Origin of the sequence: Arthrobacter sp. TS-15, assembly GCF_006964045.1 — a bacterium.
In the GTDB taxonomy this organism is placed as follows: domain Bacteria; phylum Actinomycetota; class Actinomycetes; order Actinomycetales; family Micrococcaceae; genus Arthrobacter.
In genome coordinates this window covers 22,272-45,306 of record NZ_SDXQ01000029.1, presented here as the reverse complement: position 1 = coordinate 45,306, position 23,035 = coordinate 22,272, and the positions used below count along the sequence as shown (strand labels likewise).

The following is a 23,035-nucleotide window of genomic DNA, read 5'->3' as shown; positions in this document are numbered from 1 at the left end:
TTTTCCCGTACCGGGGTGCGTGGCCGAAATTGGAATGCAGGGTGAAAAGAAAAGAGGGTGTGTCCCGCACGCACTGTACGGGACACACCCTCACTCCACCACCGTTTTACCGGCTTCGTGGAGAACACACTAAACGGTCTTGGCCGCCTCGATCGCCGTCAGCACGCGGTCGGTAACTTCATCGATACCACCGATGCCATCTACCTGCGTGAGGATGCCACGCTCGGCGTACTTAGCCACAACTGCCTCGGTCTGCTCATGGTAGAGATCCAGGCGGTGACGGATTACGGCTTCGTTGTCGTCCGAGCGGCCCGTTTCCTTGGCACGGCCAAGAAGACGGGTCACCAGTTCTTCGTCGTCAGCGGTCAGCTGGAGCACGACGTCGAGCTCCTGCTCACCCTCAGCGAGGATCTGGTCTAGGTAGTCCACCTGCGCTGTGGTGCGCGGGTATCCGTCCAGCAGGAAACCGTTCTCCACATCGCTTTGGCTCAGGCGATCGCGAACCATGTCGTTCGTGACGCTGTCCGGAACAAAGTCGCCGGCGTCCATGTACTTCTTGGCTTCGATGCCCAAAGGGGTTTCGCCCTTGACGTTGGCACGGAAGATGTCGCCGGTGGAGATGGCGACTACGCCGAGGCGCTCCGAAATTCGCTCAGCCTGCGTACCCTTACCCGAACCGGGAGGTCCAATGATCAGCATTCTCGTCATCGCAAAAGCCCTTCGTAGTGACGTTGTTGTAGCTGCGCATCAATCTGCTTGACGGTCTCCAGGCCAACACCCACCATGATCAGAATTGACGTGCCACCGAACGGGAAGTTCTGGTTGGCGTTGATCAGGACGAGCGCAACCAGCGGAATCAACGCCACGAAGCCCAGGTAAAGGGCTCCAGGCAAGGTGATCCTGGAAAGCACGTACTGCAGGTAGTCCGCGGTCGGTTTACCCGCCCGGATGCCCGGAATAAACCCGCCGTACTTCTTCATGTTGTCCGACACTTCTTCAGGGTTGAAGGTGATGGCAACGTAGAAGTAGGTGAAGAACACAATCATGGCGAAATACAGTGCCATGTAGATGGGGTGGTCGCCACGGGTGAGGTTGTTATTGATCCACTCAACCCACGGGGCCATCTGCTCCCCCGGCGCGGGCTGGTTGAACTGTGAAATCAGCCCGGGCAGGTACAGCATGGAGGAAGCGAAGATGACAGGCACGACGCCGGCCATGTTCACTTTGATGGGAATGTAGGTGCTGGTGCCGCCCACGGTGCGGCGTCCGATCATGCGCTTGGCATATTGAACGGGAACGCGGCGCTGGGACTGCTCCACGAAGACCACCAGGGCCACCGTGAGCAGACCTACAGCCAGCACGGTGAAGAACGTTCCCGGGCCCTTGGATTCCCAGATGGAGCCCAGCGAGCCGGGGAAGCTTGCAGCGATAGAGGTGAAGATCAGCAACGACATACCGTTACCCACACCCTTTTCCGTGACCAACTCGCCCATCCACATGATGAGGCCGGTGCCGGCCGTCAACGTGATGATGATCAGGATGGTGGTCATGATGCTCTCATCAGGAATGATGGGCAGGTTACACCCTGGGAGCAACTGGCCGGATCGAGCCAGCGAAACCAACGTAGTGGCGTTCAGCAGGCCCAATGCGATGGTGAGGTACCGGGTGTACTGCGTCAACTTTGACTGACCGGAGGCGCCCTCTTCGTAAAGCTGCTGGAACCGGGGAATGACCACCCGGAGCAACTGCACGATGATGCTCGCCGTGATGTAGGGCATGATGCCCAAGGCAAACACTGAAACCTGCAGCAACGCGCCGCCGCTGAACAAGTTCACCAGCTGGTAGATGCCCTGCGAGGTGTCACCGGTGTTCAAGCATTGCTGGACATTCTGGTAGTTCACACCAGGCGAGGGGATGAAAGCTCCCAAGCGGAAGATTGTGATGATTCCCAGCGTGAACAACAACTTGCGTCGCAAATCAGGCGTCCGAAACGCCCGGCCGAATGCGCTTAGCAAGCGTCCTCCTGAGTAGAAAGTACAAGGATGTGGATGGGATCAATGAAACCCAACAACCGAGTCTAACCGCTTGGGACGCCGTCGGAATAATCGAGAGTCCACAACCACGCAAAAAATCCCGGTATACAGGGCCGAAGCCCCGCATACCGGGATCCTTTTACAACGGGCATTTGCCCAACTGGCTCTTAGAGAGCAGTGGTGCTTCCGCCTGCTGCAGCAATCTTTTCCGCAGCGCTGGAAGAGAATGCGTGGGCGGTGACGTCAACCTTGACGGTGATGTCGCCGGTGCCCAGCACCTTGACGGGCTGGTTCTTGCGAACGGCACCCTTCTCAACCAGGGACTCTACGGTGACAGTGCCACCTTCCGGGAACAGCTCGTTGAGCTTCTCCAGGTTCACAACCTGGAACTCAACCCGGAACGGGTTCTTGAAGCCGCGCAGCTTCGGCAGGCGCATGTGCAGCGGCAACTGGCCGCCGGCAAAGCCAGCCTTCACCTGGTAGCGGGCCTTCGTACCCTTGGTTCCGCGACCAGCGGTCTTACCCTTGGAGCCTTCACCACGACCAACACGGGTCTTGGCGGTCTTGGCACCCGGGGCGGGGCGCAGGTGGTGGACCTTCAGAGCGTGCTGCTTCTCAGCAGTCTCTTCGGCGGTCTTGTTCTCTGCCATTACTTCGCCTCCTCTACATTCACGAGGTGCGGAACCGTGTTCAGCATGCCCACGGTCACGGCGTCAGCGTTGCGGACAACGGTGTGTCCGATGCGCTTCAGGCCGAGGGACCGAAGGGTAGCCTTCTGGTTCTGCTTGGCGCCAATGACGCCCTTGATCTGGGTGATCTCCAACTTGGCGTTGGAGGGAGTCAGGTTCTTAGCCATGACTAAACACCTGCCTTCTGGTTCTGGAGCGCGCGCACCAGAGCAGCAGGAGCAACCTCGTCCAGCGGCAGGCCACGGCGGGCAGCCACGGAAGCGGGCTCTTCGAGCTGCTTCAGAGCGGCAACAGTCGCGTGAACGATGTTGATCGCGTTTGAGGAACCGAGCGACTTGGAGAGGATGTCGTGGATACCCACGCACTCCAGTACCGCGCGGACCGGACCACCGGCGATAACACCGGTACCGGCGGAAGCCGGACGCAGCAGGACTACACCTGCAGCGGCCTCACCCTGCACACGGTGCGGGATGGTGCTGCCAACGCGGGGAACGCGGAAGAAGGACTTCTTAGCCTCTTCAACGCCCTTTGCGATAGCCGCGGGAACTTCCTTGGCCTTGCCGTAGCCGACGCCGACCATACCGTTGCCGTCACCGACGACGACGAGCGCGGTGAAGCTGAAGCGACGACCACCCTTGACGACCTTGGCAACGCGGTTGATGGTGACAACGCGCTCTACGAACTGGCTCTTCTCAGCCTCACGACCGCCGTCGCGGCCACCACGGCCACCACGGTCGCCGCGGCCTTGGCCACGGTCGCCGCGCTCGCCACGACGTCCGCCGCGGCGGTCGTCGGTAGCGGGTGCGGTCTCAGTTGCTTCAGCAGCTACAGCTTCAGTCACCTGAACGTCCTTTTCGTTATTTTCAACGGTCACAGTGCCAGCCCACCTTCGCGAGCACCGTCAGCGACGGCGGCGATACGGCCGTGGTACTTGTTACCGCCACGGTCGAAGACAACAGCTTCGACGCCTGCAGCCTTGGCACGCTCGGCAACGAGCTCGCCAACGCGCTTGGCCTTGGCAGTCTTGTCACCGTCGAATGCACGGAGGTCCGCCTCCAAAGTGGAAGCGAAAGCCACGGTTACACCCTTGCTGTCATCGACAACCTGGACGAACATGTGACGTGCAGAGCGGTTAACAACCATACGAGGACGTACGGCCGTACCTGTGATGCGCTTGCGGATACGAAGCTGGCGACGGCTGCGTGCAGCCGACTTGCTCTTGTTCGTACGCTTCTTGTTAATTGCGATGGCCATGGTTTACTTACCAGCCTTTCCGACCTTGCGGCGGATGACTTCGCCGGCGTAACGGACACCCTTGCCCTTGTAGGGGTCAGGCTTGCGCAGCTTGCGAATGTTGGCAGCAACCTCGCCGACCTGCTGCTTGTTGATACCCGCAACAGAGAGCTTGGTCGGACCCTCTACTACGAAGGTGATGCCTTCGGGTGCAGAGACGCTAACCGGGTGGCTGTAGCCCAGAGCGAACTCCAGGTCAGAACCCTTGGCCTGAACGCGGTAACCAGTACCAACGATTTCAAGCTTCTTCTCGTAGCCCTCGGTAACGCCCTGGATCATGTTTGCGATCAGGGTGCGGGTCAAGCCGTGCAGCGAACGCGAGTTGCGCTCGTCGTTCGGGCGGGTGACCGTGAGAGTGTTTTCTTCCTGGGTAACCTCGATCGGGCTGGCCACAGTGTGGCTCAGCTCGCCTTTGGCACCTTTGACGCTGATGACGGAGCCATCGAGCTTGACCTCAACTCCGGCAGGAACGGTGATGGGGAGACGTCCAATACGTGACATTATTCTCTTCCTTTCCCGTTACCAGACGTACGCGAGGACTTCGCCGCCCACGCCCTTCTTGCCGGCCTGCTTGTCAGTCAGGAGGCCGGAAGAGGTGGACAGGATAGCGATACCCAGGCCACCCAGCACGTGCGGCAGGTTGGTGGACTTCGCGTAAACGCGGAGACCCGGCTTGGAGATGCGGCGGACACCAGCGATTGAACGCTCGCGGTTGGGACCGAACTTGAGGTCGATGGTCAGCTTCTTGCCAACTTCTGCTTCCTCTTCCTTCCAGCCGGCAATGTAGCCCTCGGCCTTAAGGATGTCGGCAACGCGTGCCTTCAGTTTGCTGTACGGCATGGACACGGTGTCGTGGTATGCCGAGTTTGCATTGCGCAGACGCGTAAGCATGTCTGCGACAGGATCTGTCATAGTCATTTGGGCTATAGCCCTTCCTCGTACCGGTTTCCGCTGCGCTTGCCCTCATGAGCAAACGCGGACGGACCTGTCACGTAGTTAGTTTTCGGTTTTGAACGGGAAACCAAGCGCCTTGAGCAGCGCGCGGCCTTCGTCGTCGGTCTTGGCAGTGGTCACAACCGTGATGTCCATGCCGCGAACGCGGTCAATGGAATCCTGGTCGATTTCGTGGAACATAACCTGCTCGGTCAGACCGAAGGTGTAGTTGCCGTTGCCATCAAACTGCTTGCCGTTGAGGCCGCGGAAGTCACGGATACGCGGCAGGGCCAGCGAAACCAGACGGTCCACGAATTCCCACATGCGGTCGCCACGCAGGGTAGCGTGTGCACCAATGGGCATGCCTTCGCGCAGCTTGAACTGTGCGATCGACTTACGGGCCTTGGTTACCTGCGGCTTCTGGCCGGTGATCAGGGTGAGGTCGCGGACAGCGCCGTCGATCAGCTTGGAGTCCTTGGCGGCATCTCCAACACCCATGTTCACAACAACCTTCACCAGACGGGGAACCTGGTTCACGTTCGCGTAGTTGAATTCGTCCTGCAGGGACTTCTTGATGTCCTCTGCATACTTGGTCTTCAGACGCGGAACGATCTTGTTTGCAGACAGTGTCTCGCTCATTAGATGTCCTTCCCGGAGGCCTTGGACACGCGGATACGGACAGTCTTTGAACGACCATCCTTCTCAACGGTGTCGAGACGGAAACCAACACGGGTCGGCTTCTTGGTCGACGGGTCAACCAAAGCAACGTTGGAAACGTGGATCGGGGCCTCAACGACCTCGATGCCACCGGTCTTGGTGCCGCGCTGCGACTGACCGACCTTGGTGTGCTTGGTGACGCGGTTGATGCCCTCTACCAACACGCGGTTGGTGTCCGGGAATACGCGCAGGACTTTGCCCTGCTTGCCGCGGTCTCCGCCACGTTCCTGCTTGGCGCCGGTGATGACCTGAACGAGGTCACCCTTCTTGATTTTAGCCATGGACTAAAGCACCTCCGGGGCCAGCGAAACGATCTTCATGAACTTCTTGTCGCGAAGTTCACGACCAACCGGGCCGAAGATACGGGTACCGCGGGGGTCACCGTCGTTCTTCAGGATCACAGCTGCGTTTTCGTCAAACTTGATGTAGGAACCATCCGCACGGCGGCGTTCCTTCTTGGTACGAACGATGACAGCCTTGACGACGTCACCCTTCTTTACGTTGCCGCCAGGGATAGCGTCCTTGACGGTTGCGACGATGACGTCGCCAATGCCTGCGTAGCGACGGCCAGATCCACCGAGAACGCGAATGGTAAGGATTTCCTTAGCACCCGTGTTGTCGGCGACCTTCAGTCGCGACTCCTGCTGAATCAATTTTTACTCCTTGCGTCGCGCCGGTTCTCAGACCGAAATCATGCATACGGAATGAGCCTTGCGGAACGGTTGATCGGGGTGTCTCTTGACCCGTCTGGATTTTGCCAGGACGGGCCTAAACGCCCGTGCCACAAGCATCAGCTTCCCTTGCAGAAAACTCTGCGCGGGGCAGTATGCAGCAGCACGATTGTTTACGAGGTAGTTGACGGCCCACTAATGGCGCTATACAAACTCAATATCCTAGCACGTTTATGCACTCGAAACCAACGCGCCTGAAACGCGGAAAGACCCGCATTCCCCAGGGAATACGGGTCCTTCCAGTCAACCCTGCCGGGCAAGCCCGGCGTTGGATTTACTTGGCCTTTTCGAGGATCTCCACCAGACGCCACCGCTTGGTAGCGGACAGCGGGCGGGTCTCAGAGATGAGAACGAGGTCGCCGATGCCGGCGGTGTTCTCTTCGTCATGAGCCTTGACCTTCGAGGTGCGGCGAATAACCTTGCCGTACAGAGCGTGCTTTACGCGGTCTTCAACCTGAACAACGATGGTCTTTTCCATCTTGTCAGAGACAACGTAGCCGCGACGCGTCTTACGGTAACCGCGCTGTTCAGCGCTGGCTGCTGCTTCCGTCACAGTTTCCTTCTCGCTCACTTGGCGTCCTCTCCAGCTTCAACCTCGGCCTTTTCAGCCTTGGCAGCCTTCTTGGACTTCTTTTCTTCCTTGGCTTCCACAACCGGTGCGGCAACCTCGGCACGAATGCCCAGCTCGCGCTCACGGAGAACGGTGTAGATGCGTGCGATGTCCTTCTTTACCGCACGCAGGCGACCGTGGTTCTCCAGCTGTCCGGTGGCGGACTGGAAACGCAGGTTGAACAGCTCTTCCTTGGACTTGCGGAGTTCTTCAACGAGACGCTCGTTGTCGAAACCGTCCAGCTGTGCGGGTGCGAGATCCTTCGACCCTACTGCCATTTCTATTCACCACCTTCGCGACGCACAATGCGTGCCTTCAACGGCAGCTTGTGGATTGCCAGGCGCAGTGCCTCGCGAGCTACCTCTTCATTGACACCGGAGAGTTCGAAGAGAACCCGGCCCGGCTTGACGTTTGCGACCCACCACTCAGGAGAACCCTTACCGGAACCCATGCGGGTTTCAGCAGGCTTCTTCGTCAGCGGACGGTCCGGGTAGATGTTGATCCAGACCTTACCGCCACGCTTGATGTGGCGGGTCATCGCGATACGAGCGGACTCGATCTGACGGTTGGTTACGTATGCCGGGCTGAGAGCCTGGATACCGTACTCACCGAAGCTGACCTTGGTGCCGCCCGTTGCAGCGCCGGAACGACCCGGGTGGTGCTGCTTACGGTGCTTGACTCGACGTGGGATAAGCATTTAAGCCTGTCCTCCTTCTGCTGCAGGTGCAGCAGCTTCAGCGGCCGGTGCTTCAACGGCAGCAGGTGCTGCCTCAGCTGCCGGACGGTCGTTACGACGACGGCGGTCGCCACCCGGGCGGCCCGGACGGTCTCCTGCACGGCCACGGGAAGGAGCAGCAGCTGCCTGCTGAGCCAGTTCCTTGGCAGTGACGTCGCCCTTGTAGATCCAGACCTTCACGCCGATGCGGCCGAAGGTGGTCTTGGCTTCGTAGAAGCCGTAGTCGATGTTCGCACGGAGGGTGTGCAGGGGCACACGGCCTTCGCGGTAGAACTCCGAGCGGGACATTTCTGCGCCGCCCAGACGACCCGAGCAAGCAACACGGATACCCTTGGCACCCGCACGCTGTGCGGACTGCATGGCCTTCTTCATCGCACGGCGGAAAGCCACGCGGGAAGTCAGCTGCTCAGCGATGCCCTGGGCAACAAGCTGTGCTTCCATCTCGGGGTTCTTGACCTCGAGGATGTTCAGCTGAACCTGCTTGCCGGTGAGCTTTTCGAGCTCGCCGCGAATGCGGTCTGCTTCAGCGCCGCGGCGGCCGATAACGATACCCGGGCGTGCCGTGTGGATATCCACGCGGACACGGTCACGGGTGCGCTCGATCTCGACCTTGGCGATGCCGGCGCGCTCCATGCCCGTGGACATGAGCTGACGGATCTTGATGTCCTCGCGGACGAAATCCTTGTAGCGCTGTCCGGGCTTGGTGCTGTCAGCGAACCAGTGCGAAACGTGGTCGGTGGTGATGCCGAGTCGGAACCCGTGCGGGTTAACTTTCTGTCCCACTTAGCGAGCCTCCTCTTTCTCCGGGGTTGCGACAACCAGCGTGATGTGGCTGGTCCGCTTCCTAATGCGGTAGGCGCGGCCCTGGGCACGCGGCTGGAACCGCTTCATGGTCGGGCCTTCATCAACAAATGCTTCGGTGATGAAGAGGTCGCTGTCGTCGAATGCAACGCCGTCACGGTCCGCGAGGACACGTGCGTTGGCCATTGCCGACTGAAGTACCTTGAATACCGGCTCCGAAGCTGCCTGGGGGGCAAACTTCAGAATTGCCAGAGCCTCATTCGCTTGCTTACCACGAACAAGGTTGACGACGCGCCGGGCCTTCATAGGCGTTACGCGGATGTGACGCGCAATAGCCTTGGCTTCCATTGCTTTCCTTCTCTCGTCTAAGACGTAAAGTCAGGCGCCTAGCGGCGCTTGCCCTTACGGTCGTCCTTAACATGGCCGCGGAATGTCCGCGTGGGAGCGAATTCGCCGAGCTTGTGCCCGACCATCGACTCTGTGACAAACACCGGAATGTGCTTGCGTCCGTCGTGTACGGCGATCGTGTGCCCGAGCATGTCGGGGATGATCATCGAACGGCGGGACCAGGTCTTGATGACGTTCTTGGTGCCCTTATCGTTTTCCCGTGCGACCTTCACAAAGAGGTGCTGGTCAACGAAAGGACCTTTTTTCAGGCTGCGTGGCATGTGTCCAGGCTCCTATCGCTTGTTCTTGCCAGTACGGCGGCGACGAACAATAAGCTTGTCGCTCTCTTTGTTCGGACGGCGGGTACGGCCCTCGGGCTTGCCGTTCGGGTTAACCGGGTGACGTCCACCGGAAGTCTTACCTTCACCACCACCGTGCGGGTGGTCAACCGGGTTCATGGCTACACCACGGACGGTCGGGCGAACGCCCTTCCAGCGCATACGGCCGGCCTTGCCCCAGTTGATGTTCGACTGCTCGGCGTTGCCAACCTCGCCGACGGTTGCGCGGCAGCGCACGTCAACGTTGCGGATTTCGCCGGAGGGCAGACGCAACTGAGCGAAGCGGCCTTCCTTGGCAACGAGCTGCACCGAAGCACCTGCGGAACGTGCCATCTTGGCGCCGCCACCCGGACGCAGTTCAACTGCGTGGATTACGGTACCAACCGGGATGTTGCGCAGCGGCAGGTTGTTGCCCGGCTTGATGTCAGCGTCAGGACCAGCCTCGACGAAGTCACCCTGGGACAGCTTGTTAGGAGCGATGATGTAACGCTTGGTGCCATCAACGTAGTGCAGGAGTGCGATGCGAGCCGTACGGTTCGGGTCGTACTCAATTTCGGCAACGCGGGCGTTGATGCCGTCTTTGTCGTGACGACGGAAGTCGATCAGACGGTACTGGCGCTTGTGCCCACCACCCTTGTGACGGGTGGTGATCTTACCGGAGTTGTTACGGCCGCCAGTTTTGTGCAGCGGACGCAGCAACGACTTTTCCGGAGTCGATCGCGTGATTTCAGCGAAGTCGGCTACGCTCGAGCCACGACGGCCCGGGGTAGTCGGCTTGTATTTACGGATTCCCATAATTTATTTCCTCGTTAAAGTGGTCTCCGCTACGCGAGCGGACCGCCGAAGATGTCGATTGTGCCTTCTTTGAGGGTGACAATTGCACGCTTGGTGCTCTTGCGCGTACCCCAGCCGAATTTGGTGCGCTTGCGCTTACCGGCACGGTTGATGGTGTTGATCGAGTCAACCTTGACCGAGAAGATCTTCTCAACGGCCAATTTGATCTCGGTCTTGTTCGAACGAGGGTCCACCAGGAAGGTGTACTTGCCTTCGTCGATCAGACCGTAGCTCTTTTCCGACACGACGGGTGCAAGCACGACGTCGCGCGGGTCCTTGATGGTGGTTACGCTCACTTGGAGGCCTCCTCGTTCTTTGCCTTGTCAGCGACGAACGCCTCGAAAGCAGCCTTGGTGAAGACCACGTCGTCGGAGATGAGCACGTCGTAGGTGTTCAGCTGATCTGCGTACAGAACGTGAATACCTTCGAGGTTGCGCACGGAGAGTGCTGCAACATCATTGGCGCGCTCGATAACGACGAGCAGGTTCTTGCGCTCGGAGACTGCGCGCAGCGACGCCAGTGCTTCTTTGGCGGACGGCTTGGTGCCGGCTACCAGTTCAGCGATGACGTGGATACGGCCGTTACGGGCGCGGTCAGACAGGGCACCGCGGAGTGCAGCGGCCTTCATCTTCTTGGGGGTGCGCTGGCTGTAGTCACGAGGGGTCGGACCGTGGACAACGCCACCGCCGGTCATGTGAGGAGCACGGATTGAACCCTGACGGGCGCGGCCGGTGCCCTTCTGCTTGAACGGCTTGCGACCTGCACCGGAAACCTCGGCGCGGGTCTTCGTCTTGTGGGTACCCTGGCGTGCAGCAGCGAGCTGTGCGACGACGACCTGGTGCAGCAGCGGCACGTTGGTCTGGACGTCGAAGATCTCTGCGGGCAGGTCTACCTTGACAGTGCTAGTCATTTAACTAGGCTCCCTTCACGGCGGTGCGTACGAGTACGACCTGGCCGCGGGCACCGGGGACGGCACCCTTGATAAGGAGCAGCGACTTCTCAGCGTCAATGGCGTGAACCGTGAGGTTCAGCGTGGTGTGACGCTCGGCGCCCATGCGGCCGGCCATTTTCAGGCCCTTGAAGACGCGGCTCGGGGTGGATGCGCCACCGATGGAGCCAGGCTTACGGTGGTTCTTGTGGGCACCGTGGGAAGCGCCAACGCCGTGGAAGCCGTGACGCTTCATAACACCGGCGAAGCCCTTACCTTTGGAGGTGCCGACGACGTCGATCTTCTGGCCGGCTTCGAAGATCTCAACAGAGAGCTCCTGGCCCAGCTCGTAGGATGCGGCGTCTGCGGTACGCAGTTCGACGACGTGGCGGCGAGGAGTTACGCCAGCCTTTTCAAAGTGACCAGCCAGCGGCTTGGTGACCTTGCGGGGGTCGATCTGGCCGTAGCCGATCTGTACGGCGACGTAGCCATCTACCTCTGCGTTACGCAGCTGGGTGATGACGTTGGAGTCAGCCTGGACAACAGTTACCGGGATGAGCTTGTTGTTCTCGTCCCAGACCTGGGTCATGCCGAGCTTCGTGCCCAGCAGGCCCTTTACGTTACGGGTTGCGGTCATAGTCTCTCAGCACCTCCCTAGAGCTTGATTTCGATGTTCACGTCTGCGGGCAGGTCGAGACGCATAAGCGAGTCAACAGCCTTCGGCGTGGGGTCGATGATGTCGATCAGACGCTTGTGAGTACGCATTTCGAAGTGCTCACGGCTGTCCTTGTACTTGTGAGGAGAGCGAATAACGCAGTAAACGTTCTTCTCCGTGGGCAGCGGCACCGGGCCGACTACCGTTGCGCCTGCGCGCGTGACCGTCTCAACGATCTTCCGCGCTGAAACATCAATGACCTCGTGGTCATATGACTTCAGCCGGATGCGGATTTTTTGTCCCGCCATGTCGCCTGACTCTCTTTCAGCTAGTGCTGCTCTAGTTAGGGCTGCTCTGTTTACTTACCTGTTGATGTGGCCGCCGAAGCGTTTGAGGCAGTGCCACCACACGCCGCACAAGCTGAATCCGGAAAAATCCGGGTTCCTCACCTTGCCGGCGCACCGACCCCCGCGGTCGGGCGTGTCGCGATTTCCACGCAAACTCGACCGCAATCATGGGGTTCAGGGTTATGTTTGGGCTTCAGCCTGGACCCTGACACCCGGCATTATCCGGATCGGGACACGAAGAAGCGCTTGAACAACTCATCCAGTATGGCGGAAATATGGTGTAAAGGCTAATCGGCCCTGAAGAGCCATTGCCCGCCACTCGTCCCGTGAGGATGATAGGGGCATGAACGCCCAGGATTCAGGCTCCGTGGAAGATCTCGCCGCCCGCCTGCCTCCCGGGTTCACGTTGGGTGTGGCTGCTGCAGCTTTCCAGATTGAGGGCTCGCTGACCGCTGACGGCCGCGGGCCGTCGGGATGGGATGCTTTCTCCGAAAAGCCCGGGGCAATAGTCGACGGCGGCTCCCCCGCCATGGCCTGCGATCACTACAACCGCTCCGACGAAGATATTGCCTTGATGCAGGAGCTTGGTGTCGATTCCTACCGCTTTTCGCTCTCGTGGCCGCGTATCCAACCTGGAGGCAAAGGTGCAGTCAACCAGCGCGGCCTGGACTTCTATGATCGCCTGATCGACAAACTCCTGGCCGCAGGCATTTCCCCCATGGCAACGCTGTACCACTGGGATACCCCGCTGGAGTTGGAGCATGCCGGGGGGTGGATGAACCGGGACACTGCAGAACGCTTCGGAGTGTACTGCGAAGCCGCCGCCAAACGGTTCGGTGACCGCGTTGAGCACTGGGTCACCATGAACGAGCCTGTGTCCGTCACAGTTCAGGGATACGCGCTGGGTGTGCACGCCCCTGGCCGGCAACTGCTGTTCGACTCACTGCCTGCCGCGCATCATCAATTGCTGGGTCATGGGATGGCCGTGCGGGCTCTCCGGAACGCTGGCGTCAAGGGGCAGATCGGGGTGTCAAACATGCATTGCCCCGTGGAGCCGGCCAGCAACAGTCTCGGCGACAGGCTGATGACGCAGGCGCTGGACCTGATCCTCAACCGCATCTACGCCGATGCGATCCTGCTTGGCCAATACCCCAAGCCACCGTGGCCCATGAAACCGTGGTTCCGCTCGCTGGGTACCGTTCACGACGGTGATCTTGAACTGATCAGCCAACCTCTGGACTTTTACGGGCTCAACTACTACTACCCCGTGAAGGTGGCAGTGGGCCCTGGACCGGCGGAGATCCCTACCGGAAGTTCTCCCGAGATGACCAATGTTCCTTTCCATTTGGCCGCCTACCAGGAGTATGAGACCACAGGGTTCGGCTGGCCTGTTGCGCCGGAATACCTGGCGTTGCTGCTCCGCGACATGAAGGACCGGTATGGAGCGGCACTTCCCTCCGTCTACATCACGGAAGGTGGAGCAAGCTTCCCCGAGCCTGCCCACGTTGACGGACCCATCCAAGACACTAACCGCATTACCTACCTGGCTGAGCATCTTGGCCATGCCTTGACGGCAACGGGGCCTGGTGGCCTCGCCGCAGATGTGGATCTCCGGGGATATTACGTCTGGACCTTACTGGATAACTTCGAGTGGGCAGCAGGCTACTCACAACGGTTCGGCCTGACCCACGTGGACTTCGAGACCATGGAGCGGACTCCCAAGGACTCGTTCTACTGGTATCGATCCCTGGTCCGCGCACGCCACCATCACTCGTAGCATGTGTGAGTTAAATCGATCAGGCTTGGAGTCCGAACCCTACTTGCTCTTGTTGGCGCGACGTATCCGCTTGGCGCGTTCGATCTCGCTCTTGAAGTTCTTTCGACCCCACAGCACCCCGCCACCGATAGCGGCAATGACTGCCAGGAAAATCAGAAATTCCATGGTGCTCTCCTGTTCGTAGACTGCAACATTATCGGATTCCGTCACGGGTCCGCTCCGGCGGAACATCGCTCGGATCCCCGCCCTTGACCGGCCCGCCGGTATTACTGGGCGGCTTCCGATTCAAACGCCATACCGCCAGCACGATCAGACCCAAGGCGACCAACGCGAGCATGGCAAAGGCGTAGGACCGCAGCGCCCACATAATGCTCAGCGCTACGGCGACGGCTCCCCACCACACCAGTACGCGTTCAGCCAGGAGCAGGCCCGCCGCCAGAAGCACGACGTGTGCCACCAGTACGTAGAGCTGTTGCGAAGACGTACCGCCGACGACGGTCCCCAGGGACATGAGAGACAGCAAGCCAGCGGCAAGGCAAAGCCGAAGGAGGGCCTCCGCGCGCTGCCCCTTTGCATAGCGCAGCCCTGCTATAACGGCCCCCGCCACCACGTACCATTGCGCGGTCCAGAACAAATCAGGACTGGATCCGTCCACGAAAAGCACCGCCCGTTGCAGAGCCGCGACGGAGACAATCCCCGCAAGCTCCGCTGCCAGCCACTTCCCGTTCGGTACCTCAATCACAACCAGTACCCCGGTAGCCACCACCAGGACAAATCCCAGCATGGATGTTTGATCGCGCCCCAACCCCACGGCCGCAGATGTTGCAACCGCCACGGCCGCAATGGCGGCCAGGGAGTTACGTCGCCAGTCATTGCCTTTGATGGCCGCTCCGCCAAATACTCTCAGGGAATAGAGGAGCACCGCGGTCCCCACTCCGCCAATAAGCCAGGCAGCGTAGTCGCTCCAGACACCCGCAGGCAGCTCCACCAACAAACCGTCGACGGCGGGCACGGCCCCTACCAGCACAGCCGGGGCAGCTGCGGTGTAAAGGACCGGCATCCGTTCAAAGTGCGAGGCAGCGAACAAGACACCAGCCAGGACCAGTACCGACAGTCCTGTCAGGGAGTGTGAGATGCCCAAGGTCAAAGTGCCGCCAACCAACGTAAATGCCATTGCCGAGATGAGCCAGAACCAGCGCTCCGCGCCGCCGGCAGCAGAACCCTCGTACGACTTCTGCGGGCGGGATATCCCCCGCGCAGCAACCGTGGCAACAGCCAGGGCGAGCAGGACAACAGGGACTTGAGACTTGTCCAGAAGCGGCTGATACAGCCACGTTGAAGCTGGGAACACGAGGGCCGGCCCAGCAGCGATGACGCCAGCCACAACAGCCGCGGTACCGAAGTACTGGGATCCTCGGGCTCGGAGAATCCGCCATGCAATAGCGGCCGAAGCCGCGGCCACAGCCAATTCAAGCATCGCTACCCAGCGGCCTCCGCCGTCGTAATCCCCTGCGAGCAAGTATGAGAACGGCAGCAATAGCTGGGCACCCAAGGTGGCGTGGACTGTTGCCTGCTGGAAGGCGACATCAATGCCTCGCCCTCGCAGGACCATGGTCAACGCGTGCTGCAAGGCAAGAACCAGAGCGAGGCTGATGGACAGAGCCGTCGCCGAGTCCGTGACATCAGCCACTGTCACAGCGACGAAGGCGCCGGTAAGCACCCGGACCGCCAGCAAGTAGCAACCGCGGATCAATCGGTGGCGAACCGCGCCCATCATGAACCCGCTGTAGGCGGCAAAGATGCCCAACAGAATTTCGACGTCCCGGACGTTCCCTCCTCGGAGTGCCAGGAGGAGGACAAAAGCAGCGGGCGCAAAGATCCAGCCAGCGGAGTGGCGTCGCAGAATCGCACTGACGAGGACGGCCGCCAAGGCAGTCGATACCGCTGCAACTCCAGGCTGCCAGCTATCCCTAACGGTCCCCCCGGAAAACGCTCCAGTGACAGTAAGGAACGTGGTTGCCGCCGCCATGACGGCAACCACAACACCGGCATCTGCTACGGAAGCTCGAGGGTAACGGCGTCGGCTGCCGACAAGGAGGGGAAGGACCAGCTGGACCGCGGCCGCCACCACCAGTACAAATCCTGTGGTGGGAACTTCACCGGCGACCCGAATGCTCCAGCCATCGCGCATCGCGTCCCCGTAAGCCGAGAACGCCAACAGCGTGCCAGCCGCCCGGGACAGCCACCAGTAGCACTGCCTGTGGAAGGACGGGGAGATTCTTAGGGCAGTGACCACGAAGTAGGCAAGCAATGCCAAAAGGACGCCATTTCCCAACGTCAACGACACGAATGCAGTTGCCATTGCGCCCGCGATGACTGCGGTTGCGGGCGCAATGACTTCGGCCACTGTTGCACGCCATCCAACCTTGCCAGCGGATTCCGTACGAACTGGCGGAAACATCAGAAGTCCCGCTACCAAACCTGCCAGCACAACAAGGAGTACAGCTACTGCAACAACCGGACGCCCGGAAGTGTCGTCAAATATCGGCAGTACAAGAAGGCCCGCGACGGCGGCGGCGCCAAAGCCGGCTACCGAAGCCTGCGGCGCCAACAGCCGGACTCCCCCACGTGCCAACCCGGCGCTCAGTAGTTGCTGCACGGCGGCCGCGGCCACGAGCGCAATCAAGGAGTACGACGTTCGTTCCGGATTTCCCGTCATCACACCGGCTACCCCCAAAGGCACAGCCAAGGTGAGCGCGATCCTCCCCGCGAGAATCAAGTATTGGCGGGAAGTGGTTGCTGCGGTCAGTGCCAGCAGGAACCAGTAAAGCGCTGCTGACCCCAGGAATATCGAGACGGGCCATGCCCCGAGCAACGCACCGAGGGCTCCGCCCACTCCCAGCACAGCGGCCGGGGCAAACTCCAGGCCTTGGCGCAACTTCCAACCCATCACCATGGCAGTCAGCATCGTCACAGCGAGAGGAACATAGTTTGGGGGGTCGAACGGCCTGAACTCCAGCACCACGGTGAGGATAGTTGAAGTTATCAGTTGCAGCGCCAAACATGACACGGCGTCAGCCCACCAGGAGCGGGGCAGCAACTTCCTTCCTCCGAAGGCAACCCCCAAGGCCTGGACTCCGAGGCAGATGACGGCGGCCAACAACACTGTGCTCACGTTCGCGGTGACATCCCACACCACCCCGAGCAGGGCGAGGGTCAGCGCGGCCCGCGCCGCATAGAGGTGCTGCACCCTATAGCGAGCCCGCGGAACGAAGAACATCACGGCGAAGTAGATGCCGCACATCAACATGACCCAGGCGTACTCCCCCTTGGACAAAAGGTGAGGGGTGAGCGTAACAGCAACGGCTACAAGGGGAACCAACGCCGGGTGCAGCATCATCAGAGGACGGACGTAAAGAGGCGGAAGCCACTTAGGACGCAGCAAGGACACTACTGTCAGGAGAACTGCCACCCCAATGAGCGCCGTGAAGTACCAGACCAGCGCGCCGCCAAGGACCGATACGCCGGACCACGCCGTTGAGACGATGAAGCTGAGGGACAGGAAGGCCAGGACTTTGTTGTCCAACTTCACTGCGGTGTAAGCGTAGACTGCGGTGCCCAGCAACGAAGTGACCAACCATGCCGCCGGGCCGTTGTGAAGCACAAAGTTGTACATGGCCAACCCGGTGACCGGAACCAGCGCAAGTCCTGTTCCAACAAAGGCCACAGCAGCAGGCCGAAGCCGCGGTACGCGCGAGTGGATGACCATGCCTGCACCATAGAACAGCGCAGTGATGAACCAGATCCCCACGAACCGCAAGAGGGCCGGAAGGCTCGTGCCCAGGAACAAAGCTCCGGCTGCAACCAAGAGGAGGCTGGCGACGTAGAGCGTGATGTTGATGTTCTGCTGATCGCGCTTTTCCTTGCGCGCAGCGGCGGCCTCAGGAGTCTCTCGAACTACCGGGGGTTGGTTGACGTAGAAACCAGGTTGCTGTTGTGCCACAGGTGGCACGGCCCGTTGTGTCGCCTGTTCCCGGGGAGCAGTCCATTGCCGAACGGGCTGCTGTGGATTCGACGGCTGTGGGTTCGGCTGGTGCGGGTTCGGCTGCCGCCGGACGGGCTGCTGCGGAAGGGGCTGCTGTGGGATGGGCTGCTGCGCGGCCGCGGCCTGTTGTTGTGCAGGTGGCTGAGGCGTAGGCGGGTGGAAAGCGGGCGCCGGCGGCGGCACTGGGCGGTACGGGGCAGACGGAGCCGGCGGGCTAACAGAGGCAGGAGCAGGACTCCCGGCCGCGGACCCGCCCAATGCCTGCCCCTTGGCCTCAGCATCCCGCCAACCAGCCAGGTGCCCGGCGAGAAAACCTGCCTGGTAGGAGGCTGCGTGGTGAGGCTCCGCAGTAGGGGCATGAGCAGTCCCGCGGCGTCCCTTCGCAAGCCCGACTGCAAAGCCAATCCCGCCGACAATGACGACGAGCAGCAGGATGAGAAATGCAGTCATGGTAGCTCCTTGGTTGCGCCGGACGCAGCAAGTGCACGGCCTTTATCCATTCGATAGAGTAACTGTAGCAAAAAGAACCCCACCGCCGTAGCGGTGGGGTTCTCTTAGCTAACTACCGGCTGGGCCGGAGTGTCACCGATCTACAAGTAGAGACTACTTGATGATGCTGGTAACACGTCCCGAACCAACGGTGCGGCCGCCTTCGCGGATAGCGAAGCCGAGGCCCTCTTCCATAGCGATCGGCTGGATGAGCGCAACGGTCATCTCAGTGTTGTCGCCAGGCATAACCATTTCCGTGCCTTCCGGCAGGGTGATAACGCCGGTTACGTCCGTGGTACGGAAGTAGAACTGCGGGCGGTAGTTGGAGTAGAACGGGTTGTGACGTCCGCCTTCGTCCTTGGAAAGGATGTAGACGTTAGCCTCGAAGTCGGTGTGCGGGGTGATGGAACCCGGCTTGACGACAACCTGGCCACGCTCGACATCGTCGCGCTTGAGACCGCGGAGCAGGAGGCCACAGTTCTCGCCGGCCCATGCTTCGTCGAGCTGCTTGTGGAACATCTCGATACCGGTAACCGTGGTCTTCTGGATCGGGCGGATGCCAACGATCTCAACCTCGGAGTTGATGGCGAGGGTTCCACGCTCGGCGCGGCCCGTAACAACGGTTCCACGACCGGTGATCGTGAAGACGTCTTCGATCGGCATCAGGAACGGCTTGTCGCGGTCACGTACGGGGTCCGGAACGGACTCGTCGACTGCTGCCATCAGGTCCTGGACGGACTTGACCCAAACCGGGTCGCCTTCCAGAGCCTTGAGACCGGAAACGCGAACAACCGGAGCCTCATCGCCATCGAAGCCCTGCGAGCTCAGGAGCTCACGAACTTCCATTTCGACGAGGTCGAGGAGTTCTTCGTCATCAACCATGTCGGACTTGTTCAGTGCAACCAGCAGGTAGGGAACACCAACCTGGCGGGCGAGCAGAACGTGCTCACGGGTCTGAGCCATCGGACCATCGGTTGCAGCAACCACGAGGATTGCGCCGTCCATCTGGGCAGCACCGGTGATCATGTTCTTGATGTAGTCAGCGTGACCCGGGGCGTCTACGTGTGCGTAGTGGCGCTTCTCGGTCTGGTACTCCACGTGGGAGATGTTGATGGTAATACCGCGCTGGCGCTCTTCCGGAGCAGAGTCGATCGACGCGAAGTCGCGCTGCTCGTTGAGATCCGGGTACTGGTCGTACAGCACCTTGGAAATGGCGGCAGTCAGCGTCGTCTTACCGTGGTCAACGTGACCAATGGTGCCGATGTTGACGTGCGGCTTAGTCCGCTCGAACTTTGCCTTTGCCACAGGTTCCTCCTAGAACGATTTCAAGTGAAGTGCTCCTCGGCCGCGCTTTTCGCGGCAGAAACTTTAGCAAGTCTACTTGGGGGCTTGGTTTTGGTGAAATTGCAGATTCAGGAACCAATGGTAGTTCCTCGAGCCTGTTTGCGCAGGGGCCGGGCTGCGGCTCTCGCCGCAGCCCCTCCTCAAGCGCTCAGATGCCTTCCCGATACCGGAATTGCATCCGTTACCGGGAGATTACTCGCCGCGGGTTTTCTGGATGATCTCGTCGGCTACTGCCTTGGGGACCTCCGCGTAGCTGTTGAACGTCATGGAGTACACAGCGCGACCCTGGGTCTTGGACCGGAGGTCACCGATGTAGCCGAACATGCCGGACAGCGGAACGTGTGCACGGATAACCTTCACACCTGCTGCGTCTTCCATGGACTGCATCTGGCCACGACGGGCGTTAAGGTCACCGATAACATCACCCATGTATTCCTCAGGTGTGCGGACCTCAACATCCATCAGCGGTTCAAGCAGAACAGGGTTCGCCTTGCGTGCAGCTTCCTTGAAAGCCATACGTCCGGCGATCTTGAACGCCATTTCCGAGGAGTCAACATCGTGGGACGCGCCATCAATCAGCGTGGCCTTGATGCCGACAACCGGGTAACCGGCCAGGACGCCGTCATTCAGTGCATCCTGGATACCAGCGTCAACGGACGGGATGTATTCGCGCGGAACACGGCCACCAGTGACCTTGTTTTCGAACGCGTACAGCTCGCCGGAAGCGGTGTCCATGGGCTCGATCGCAATCTGGATCTTTGCGAACTGACCCGAACCACCGGTCTGCTTCTTGTGCGTGTAGTCAAGGCGCTCAACGGCGCGCTTGATGGTTTCGCGGTAAGCAACCTGCGGCTTGCCAACGTTTGCCTCGACCTTGAATTCGCGGCGCATGCGGTCCACCAGGATGTCCAGGTGGAGCTCGCCCATGCCGGCGATGATGGTCTGGCCCGTGTCTTCGTTGAGGGAGACCTGGAAGGTCGGGTCCTCAGCGGAGAGCTTCTGGATGGCCGTGGAGAGCTTCTCCTGGTCACCCTTGGTGTTGGGCTCGATCGCAACAGAGATCACGGGCTCCGGGAAGCTCATGGACTCGAGGACGATCTGGTTGTTGGCATCACACAGGGTGTCGCCCGTGGTGGTGTCCTTCAGACCGATAGCCGCGTAGATGTGGCCGGCGGTAGCGCCCTCAACAGGCATTTCCTTGTTGGCGTGCATCTGGAACAGCTTGCCGATGCGTTCCTTCTTGCCCTTGGTGGAGTTAACCACCTGGGCGCCAGCCTCGACGTGACCGGAGTACACGCGAACGAAGGTCAGCTGACCGAAGAACGGGTGCGCAGCAATCTTGAAGGCGAGGGCCGAGAACGGCTCGTCAGCAGAGGGCTTGCGGGTGAGTTCCTTCTCTTCGTCGCGAGGATCGTGACCGATCATCGGCGGGACGTCGAGCGGGTTCGGCAGGAAGTCAACAACAGCGTCAAGCATCGGCTGGACACCGCGGTTCTTGAAGGCAGAACCACAGAAGACCGGGTAGAGCTCAGAGTTGATGGTCATCTTGCGGATGCCGGCTTTGATCTCTTCGAGGGTGAGTTCTTCACCTTCGAGGTACTTCTCCATAAGTTCTTCGGAAGCCTCGGCCACAGTCTCAACGAGCTGTGCACGGTACTCTTCGGCCTTGGCCTGGAGATCCGCCGGGATTTCCTGCACTTCGTAGGAAGCGCCCATGGTGACGTCACCCTTTGCGTCGCCAGGCCAAACCAGGGCGCGCATTTCGAGGAGGTCAACAACACCGATGAAGTCGTTCTCAGCGCCAATGGGCAGCTGCATAACCAGCGGCTTGGCACCAAGGCGGGAGATGATGGTATCTACGGTGAAGTAGAAGTCAGCACCCAGCTTGTCCATCTTGTTGACAAAGCAGATACGCGGAACGTTGTACTTGTCGGCCTGGCGCCAAACAGTCTCGGACTGCGGCTCCACGCCTTCCTTGCCATCGAACACTGCGACTGCACCGTCGAGGACGCGCAGGGAGCGCTCAACCTCAACCGTGAAGTCAACGTGGCCCGGGGTGTCAATGATGTTGATCTGGTTCTTGTCCCAGAAGCAAGTCACGGCGGCAGACGTGATGGTGATGCCGCGTTCCTTTTCCTGTTCCATCCAGTCAGTCGTCGAAGCGCCGTCGTGCGTCTCGCCGATCTTGTGGTTCACACCCGTGTAGAACAGGATGCGCTCGGTAGTGGTGGTCTTGCCGGCATCGATGTGGGCCATGATGCCGATGTTGCGGACCTTATTAAGGTCGGTAAGCACGTCCTGTGCCACGGGGTCTCCCTTTCGGATGGACTACACGTTCGCCGCCGGCTCAGTGAGCCGGCGGCGTCCGGAAAGTTTTTACCAGCGGTAGTGTGCGAAGGCCTTGTTGGACTCGGCCATCTTGTGGGTGTCTTCGCGACGCTTCACAGCGGCACCAAGACCATTTGAGGCATCCAGGATTTCGTTCTGGAGGCGCTCGGTCATGGTCTTCTCGCGGCGGGCCTTGGAGTAGCCCACGAGCCAACGCAGAGCGAGAGCGGTGGAGCGACCCGGCTTGACCTCAACCGGAACCTGGTAGGTAGCGCCACCAACACGGCGTGAACGCACCTCGAGAGAAGGCTTGACGTTGTCCATGGCCTTCTTGAGAGCGGCAACGGGGTCGCCGCCGGACTTGGCACGTGCACCTTCGAGTGCACCGTAAACGATGCGCTCTGCGGTGGACTTCTTGCCGTCGACAAGAACCTTGTTGATCAGCTGCGTGACCAACGGGGAGCCGTAAACGGGATCGGAAACTAGCGGCCGCTTCGGGGCCGGACCCTTGCGAGGCATATTACTTCTTCTCCATCTTTGCGCCGTAACGGCTGCGAGCCTGCTTGCGGTTCTTGACACCCTGGGTGTCGAGTGCGCCGCGGACGATCTTGTAGCGGACACCCGGAAGGTCCTTAACACGACCACCACGGACGAGCACGATGGAGTGCTCCTGGAGGTTGTGGCCAACACCGGGGATGTAGGCGGTAACTTCTACGCCACCGTTGAGGCGCACACGTGCCACCTTACGGAGAGCCGAGTTCGGCTTCTTGGGGGTGGTGGTGTAAACGCGGGTGCAAACACCGCGGCGCATCGGGCTGCCCTTCAGCGCGGGAGCCTTGGTCTTGGAGACCTTCGGCGTGCGGCCCTTGCGGACCAGCTGGTTAATCGTAGGCACTTTCGTGTTCTCCGTTGTTTGATCTCTGCCCCCACACACAGGCGCCAGCCTGTGTAAACGTGGGAACTTTGGCGTTGCTCGTGCAGCCGGCCGAAACTCCGGTAGGCGTGCAAAAGTGCGGCATT

29 protein-coding genes are annotated in these 23,035 nt (G+C 60.4%); 1 reads left to right on the top strand and 28 read right to left on the bottom strand.

Annotated elements, in window-relative coordinates; genetic code table 11:
* Positions 1-129 precede the first annotated feature (129 nt).
* The 22 genes from EU811_RS10450 to rpsJ all read right to left on the bottom strand — a co-directional run bounded on the left by EU811_RS10450 (position 130) and on the right by rpsJ (position 11,993).
* Entirely contained in the window at positions 130-699 is a 570-nt protein-coding gene (locus tag EU811_RS10450) for an adenylate kinase (RefSeq protein WP_187697147.1), read from the bottom strand.
* 5 nt (positions 700-704) lie between these two features.
* Positions 705-2,015, bottom strand: coding sequence for a preprotein translocase subunit SecY (gene secY, locus EU811_RS10445; protein WP_142938377.1), 1,311 nt, complete (start codon positions 2,013-2,015; stop codon positions 705-707).
* A 185-nt stretch (positions 2,016-2,200) separates the two neighbouring features.
* The gene (gene rplO / locus EU811_RS10440; protein WP_142938376.1) at positions 2,201-2,683 is read right to left on the bottom strand and encodes a 50S ribosomal protein L15; all 483 of its coding nucleotides are present in this window, start codon (positions 2,681-2,683) and stop codon (positions 2,201-2,203) included.
* Positions 2,683-2,889, bottom strand: a complete 207-nt coding sequence (rpmD, locus tag EU811_RS10435) for a 50S ribosomal protein L30 (RefSeq protein ID WP_142938375.1) — start codon at positions 2,887-2,889, stop codon at positions 2,683-2,685. Before rpmD ends, rplO begins: the two co-directional genes overlap by 1 nt.
* Positions 2,890-2,891: 2 nt before the next feature.
* The gene (rpsE, locus tag EU811_RS10430) at positions 2,892-3,563 is read right to left on the bottom strand and encodes a 30S ribosomal protein S5 (protein ID WP_011775581.1); all 672 of its coding nucleotides are present in this window, start codon (positions 3,561-3,563) and stop codon (positions 2,892-2,894) included.
* A gap of 29 nt (positions 3,564-3,592) precedes the next feature.
* Positions 3,593-3,976 carry a 50S ribosomal protein L18 gene (gene rplR / locus EU811_RS10425; protein ID WP_024817584.1) on the bottom strand — a complete coding sequence of 128 codons (384 nt, stop codon included), beginning with the start codon at positions 3,974-3,976 and terminating at the stop codon, positions 3,593-3,595.
* A gap of 3 nt (positions 3,977-3,979) precedes the next feature.
* Positions 3,980-4,516 carry a 50S ribosomal protein L6 gene (gene rplF / locus EU811_RS10420; protein ID WP_062073167.1) on the bottom strand — a complete coding sequence of 179 codons (537 nt, stop codon included), beginning with the start codon at positions 4,514-4,516 and terminating at the stop codon, positions 3,980-3,982.
* Positions 4,517-4,534: 18 nt separating this feature from the next.
* A complete protein-coding gene (gene rpsH, locus EU811_RS10415; protein ID WP_142938374.1) occupies positions 4,535-4,933 on the bottom strand; it encodes a 30S ribosomal protein S8 in 399 nt (132 codons plus the stop codon).
* 78 nt (positions 4,934-5,011) lie between these two features.
* Positions 5,012-5,587, bottom strand: a complete 576-nt coding sequence (gene rplE, locus EU811_RS10410) for a 50S ribosomal protein L5 (RefSeq protein WP_142938373.1) — start codon at positions 5,585-5,587, stop codon at positions 5,012-5,014.
* Complete coding sequence (gene rplX / locus EU811_RS10405; RefSeq protein WP_142938372.1) at positions 5,587-5,946, bottom strand: 50S ribosomal protein L24; 360 nt, start codon at positions 5,944-5,946, stop codon at positions 5,587-5,589. The genes rplE and rplX overlap by 1 nt, the downstream gene beginning before the upstream one ends.
* A gap of 3 nt (positions 5,947-5,949) precedes the next feature.
* Positions 5,950-6,318 carry a 50S ribosomal protein L14 gene (gene rplN, locus EU811_RS10400; RefSeq protein ID WP_003803789.1) on the bottom strand — a complete coding sequence of 123 codons (369 nt, stop codon included), beginning with the start codon at positions 6,316-6,318 and terminating at the stop codon, positions 5,950-5,952.
* Positions 6,319-6,670: 352 nt separating this feature from the next.
* On the bottom strand, positions 6,671-6,967 hold the full coding sequence (gene rpsQ / locus EU811_RS10395) for a 30S ribosomal protein S17 (protein WP_142938371.1): 297 nt from the start codon (positions 6,965-6,967) through the stop codon (positions 6,671-6,673).
* Complete coding sequence (gene rpmC, locus EU811_RS24580; protein WP_014922387.1) at positions 6,964-7,284, bottom strand: 50S ribosomal protein L29; 321 nt, start codon at positions 7,282-7,284, stop codon at positions 6,964-6,966. The genes rpsQ and rpmC overlap by 4 nt, the downstream gene beginning before the upstream one ends.
* 2 nt (positions 7,285-7,286) lie before the next feature.
* A complete protein-coding gene (gene rplP / locus EU811_RS10385) occupies positions 7,287-7,703 on the bottom strand; it encodes a 50S ribosomal protein L16 (protein ID WP_003803795.1) in 417 nt (138 codons plus the stop codon).
* Positions 7,704-8,525: a 30S ribosomal protein S3 gene (gene rpsC / locus EU811_RS10380; protein WP_011775589.1), complete on the bottom strand. Its 822-nt coding sequence runs from the start codon at positions 8,523-8,525 to the stop codon at positions 7,704-7,706.
* Complete coding sequence (gene rplV, locus EU811_RS10375) at positions 8,526-8,891, bottom strand: 50S ribosomal protein L22 (RefSeq protein WP_011775590.1); 366 nt, start codon at positions 8,889-8,891, stop codon at positions 8,526-8,528.
* A 38-nt stretch (positions 8,892-8,929) separates the two neighbouring features.
* Positions 8,930-9,211: a 30S ribosomal protein S19 gene (gene rpsS, locus EU811_RS10370; RefSeq protein WP_011775591.1), complete on the bottom strand. Its 282-nt coding sequence runs from the start codon at positions 9,209-9,211 to the stop codon at positions 8,930-8,932.
* A gap of 12 nt (positions 9,212-9,223) precedes the next feature.
* Complete coding sequence (rplB, locus tag EU811_RS10365) at positions 9,224-10,063, bottom strand: 50S ribosomal protein L2 (RefSeq protein ID WP_011775592.1); 840 nt, start codon at positions 10,061-10,063, stop codon at positions 9,224-9,226.
* Between the two features lie 29 nt (positions 10,064-10,092).
* Positions 10,093-10,398 carry a 50S ribosomal protein L23 gene (gene rplW, locus EU811_RS10360; protein ID WP_024817589.1) on the bottom strand — a complete coding sequence of 102 codons (306 nt, stop codon included), beginning with the start codon at positions 10,396-10,398 and terminating at the stop codon, positions 10,093-10,095.
* Complete coding sequence (rplD, locus tag EU811_RS10355; protein ID WP_142938370.1) at positions 10,395-11,012, bottom strand: 50S ribosomal protein L4; 618 nt, start codon at positions 11,010-11,012, stop codon at positions 10,395-10,397. Before rplD ends, rplW begins: the two co-directional genes overlap by 4 nt.
* A 4-nt stretch (positions 11,013-11,016) precedes the next feature.
* The gene (gene rplC, locus EU811_RS10350; RefSeq protein ID WP_011775595.1) at positions 11,017-11,667 is read right to left on the bottom strand and encodes a 50S ribosomal protein L3; all 651 of its coding nucleotides are present in this window, start codon (positions 11,665-11,667) and stop codon (positions 11,017-11,019) included.
* Positions 11,668-11,684: 17 nt separating this feature from the next.
* Complete coding sequence (gene rpsJ / locus EU811_RS10345) at positions 11,685-11,993, bottom strand: 30S ribosomal protein S10 (RefSeq protein WP_003803825.1); 309 nt, start codon at positions 11,991-11,993, stop codon at positions 11,685-11,687.
* Positions 11,994-12,375: 382 nt separating this feature from the next.
* Here rpsJ and EU811_RS10340 point away from each other — a divergent pair, with 382 nt between their 5' ends.
* Positions 12,376-13,809, top strand: a complete 1,434-nt coding sequence (locus EU811_RS10340; RefSeq protein WP_142938369.1) for a GH1 family beta-glucosidase — start codon at positions 12,376-12,378, stop codon at positions 13,807-13,809.
* Positions 13,810-13,848: 39 nt separating this feature from the next.
* Here EU811_RS10340 and EU811_RS24575 read toward each other — a convergent pair whose 3' ends face one another.
* From EU811_RS24575 to rpsL, 6 genes are all read right to left on the bottom strand, one after another.
* Positions 13,849-13,974, bottom strand: a complete 126-nt coding sequence (locus EU811_RS24575) for a hypothetical protein (RefSeq protein ID WP_261609405.1) — start codon at positions 13,972-13,974, stop codon at positions 13,849-13,851.
* Between the two features lie 28 nt (positions 13,975-14,002).
* Positions 14,003-18,304, bottom strand: coding sequence for a hypothetical protein (locus EU811_RS10335; protein WP_142938368.1), 4,302 nt, complete (start codon positions 18,302-18,304; stop codon positions 14,003-14,005).
* A gap of 153 nt (positions 18,305-18,457) precedes the next feature.
* Complete coding sequence (tuf, locus tag EU811_RS10330; protein WP_011775598.1) at positions 18,458-19,648, bottom strand: elongation factor Tu; 1,191 nt, start codon at positions 19,646-19,648, stop codon at positions 18,458-18,460.
* Positions 19,649-19,879: 231 nt separating this feature from the next.
* A complete protein-coding gene (gene fusA / locus EU811_RS10325; protein ID WP_011775599.1) occupies positions 19,880-21,994 on the bottom strand; it encodes an elongation factor G in 2,115 nt (704 codons plus the stop codon).
* Between the two features lie 69 nt (positions 21,995-22,063).
* Complete coding sequence (rpsG, locus tag EU811_RS10320) at positions 22,064-22,534, bottom strand: 30S ribosomal protein S7 (RefSeq protein ID WP_003803829.1); 471 nt, start codon at positions 22,532-22,534, stop codon at positions 22,064-22,066.
* A gap of 1 nt (position 22,535) precedes the next feature.
* Positions 22,536-22,910, bottom strand: coding sequence for a 30S ribosomal protein S12 (rpsL, locus tag EU811_RS10315; RefSeq protein ID WP_009358312.1), 375 nt, complete (start codon positions 22,908-22,910; stop codon positions 22,536-22,538).
* Between the last annotated feature and the right edge of the window lie 125 nt (positions 22,911-23,035).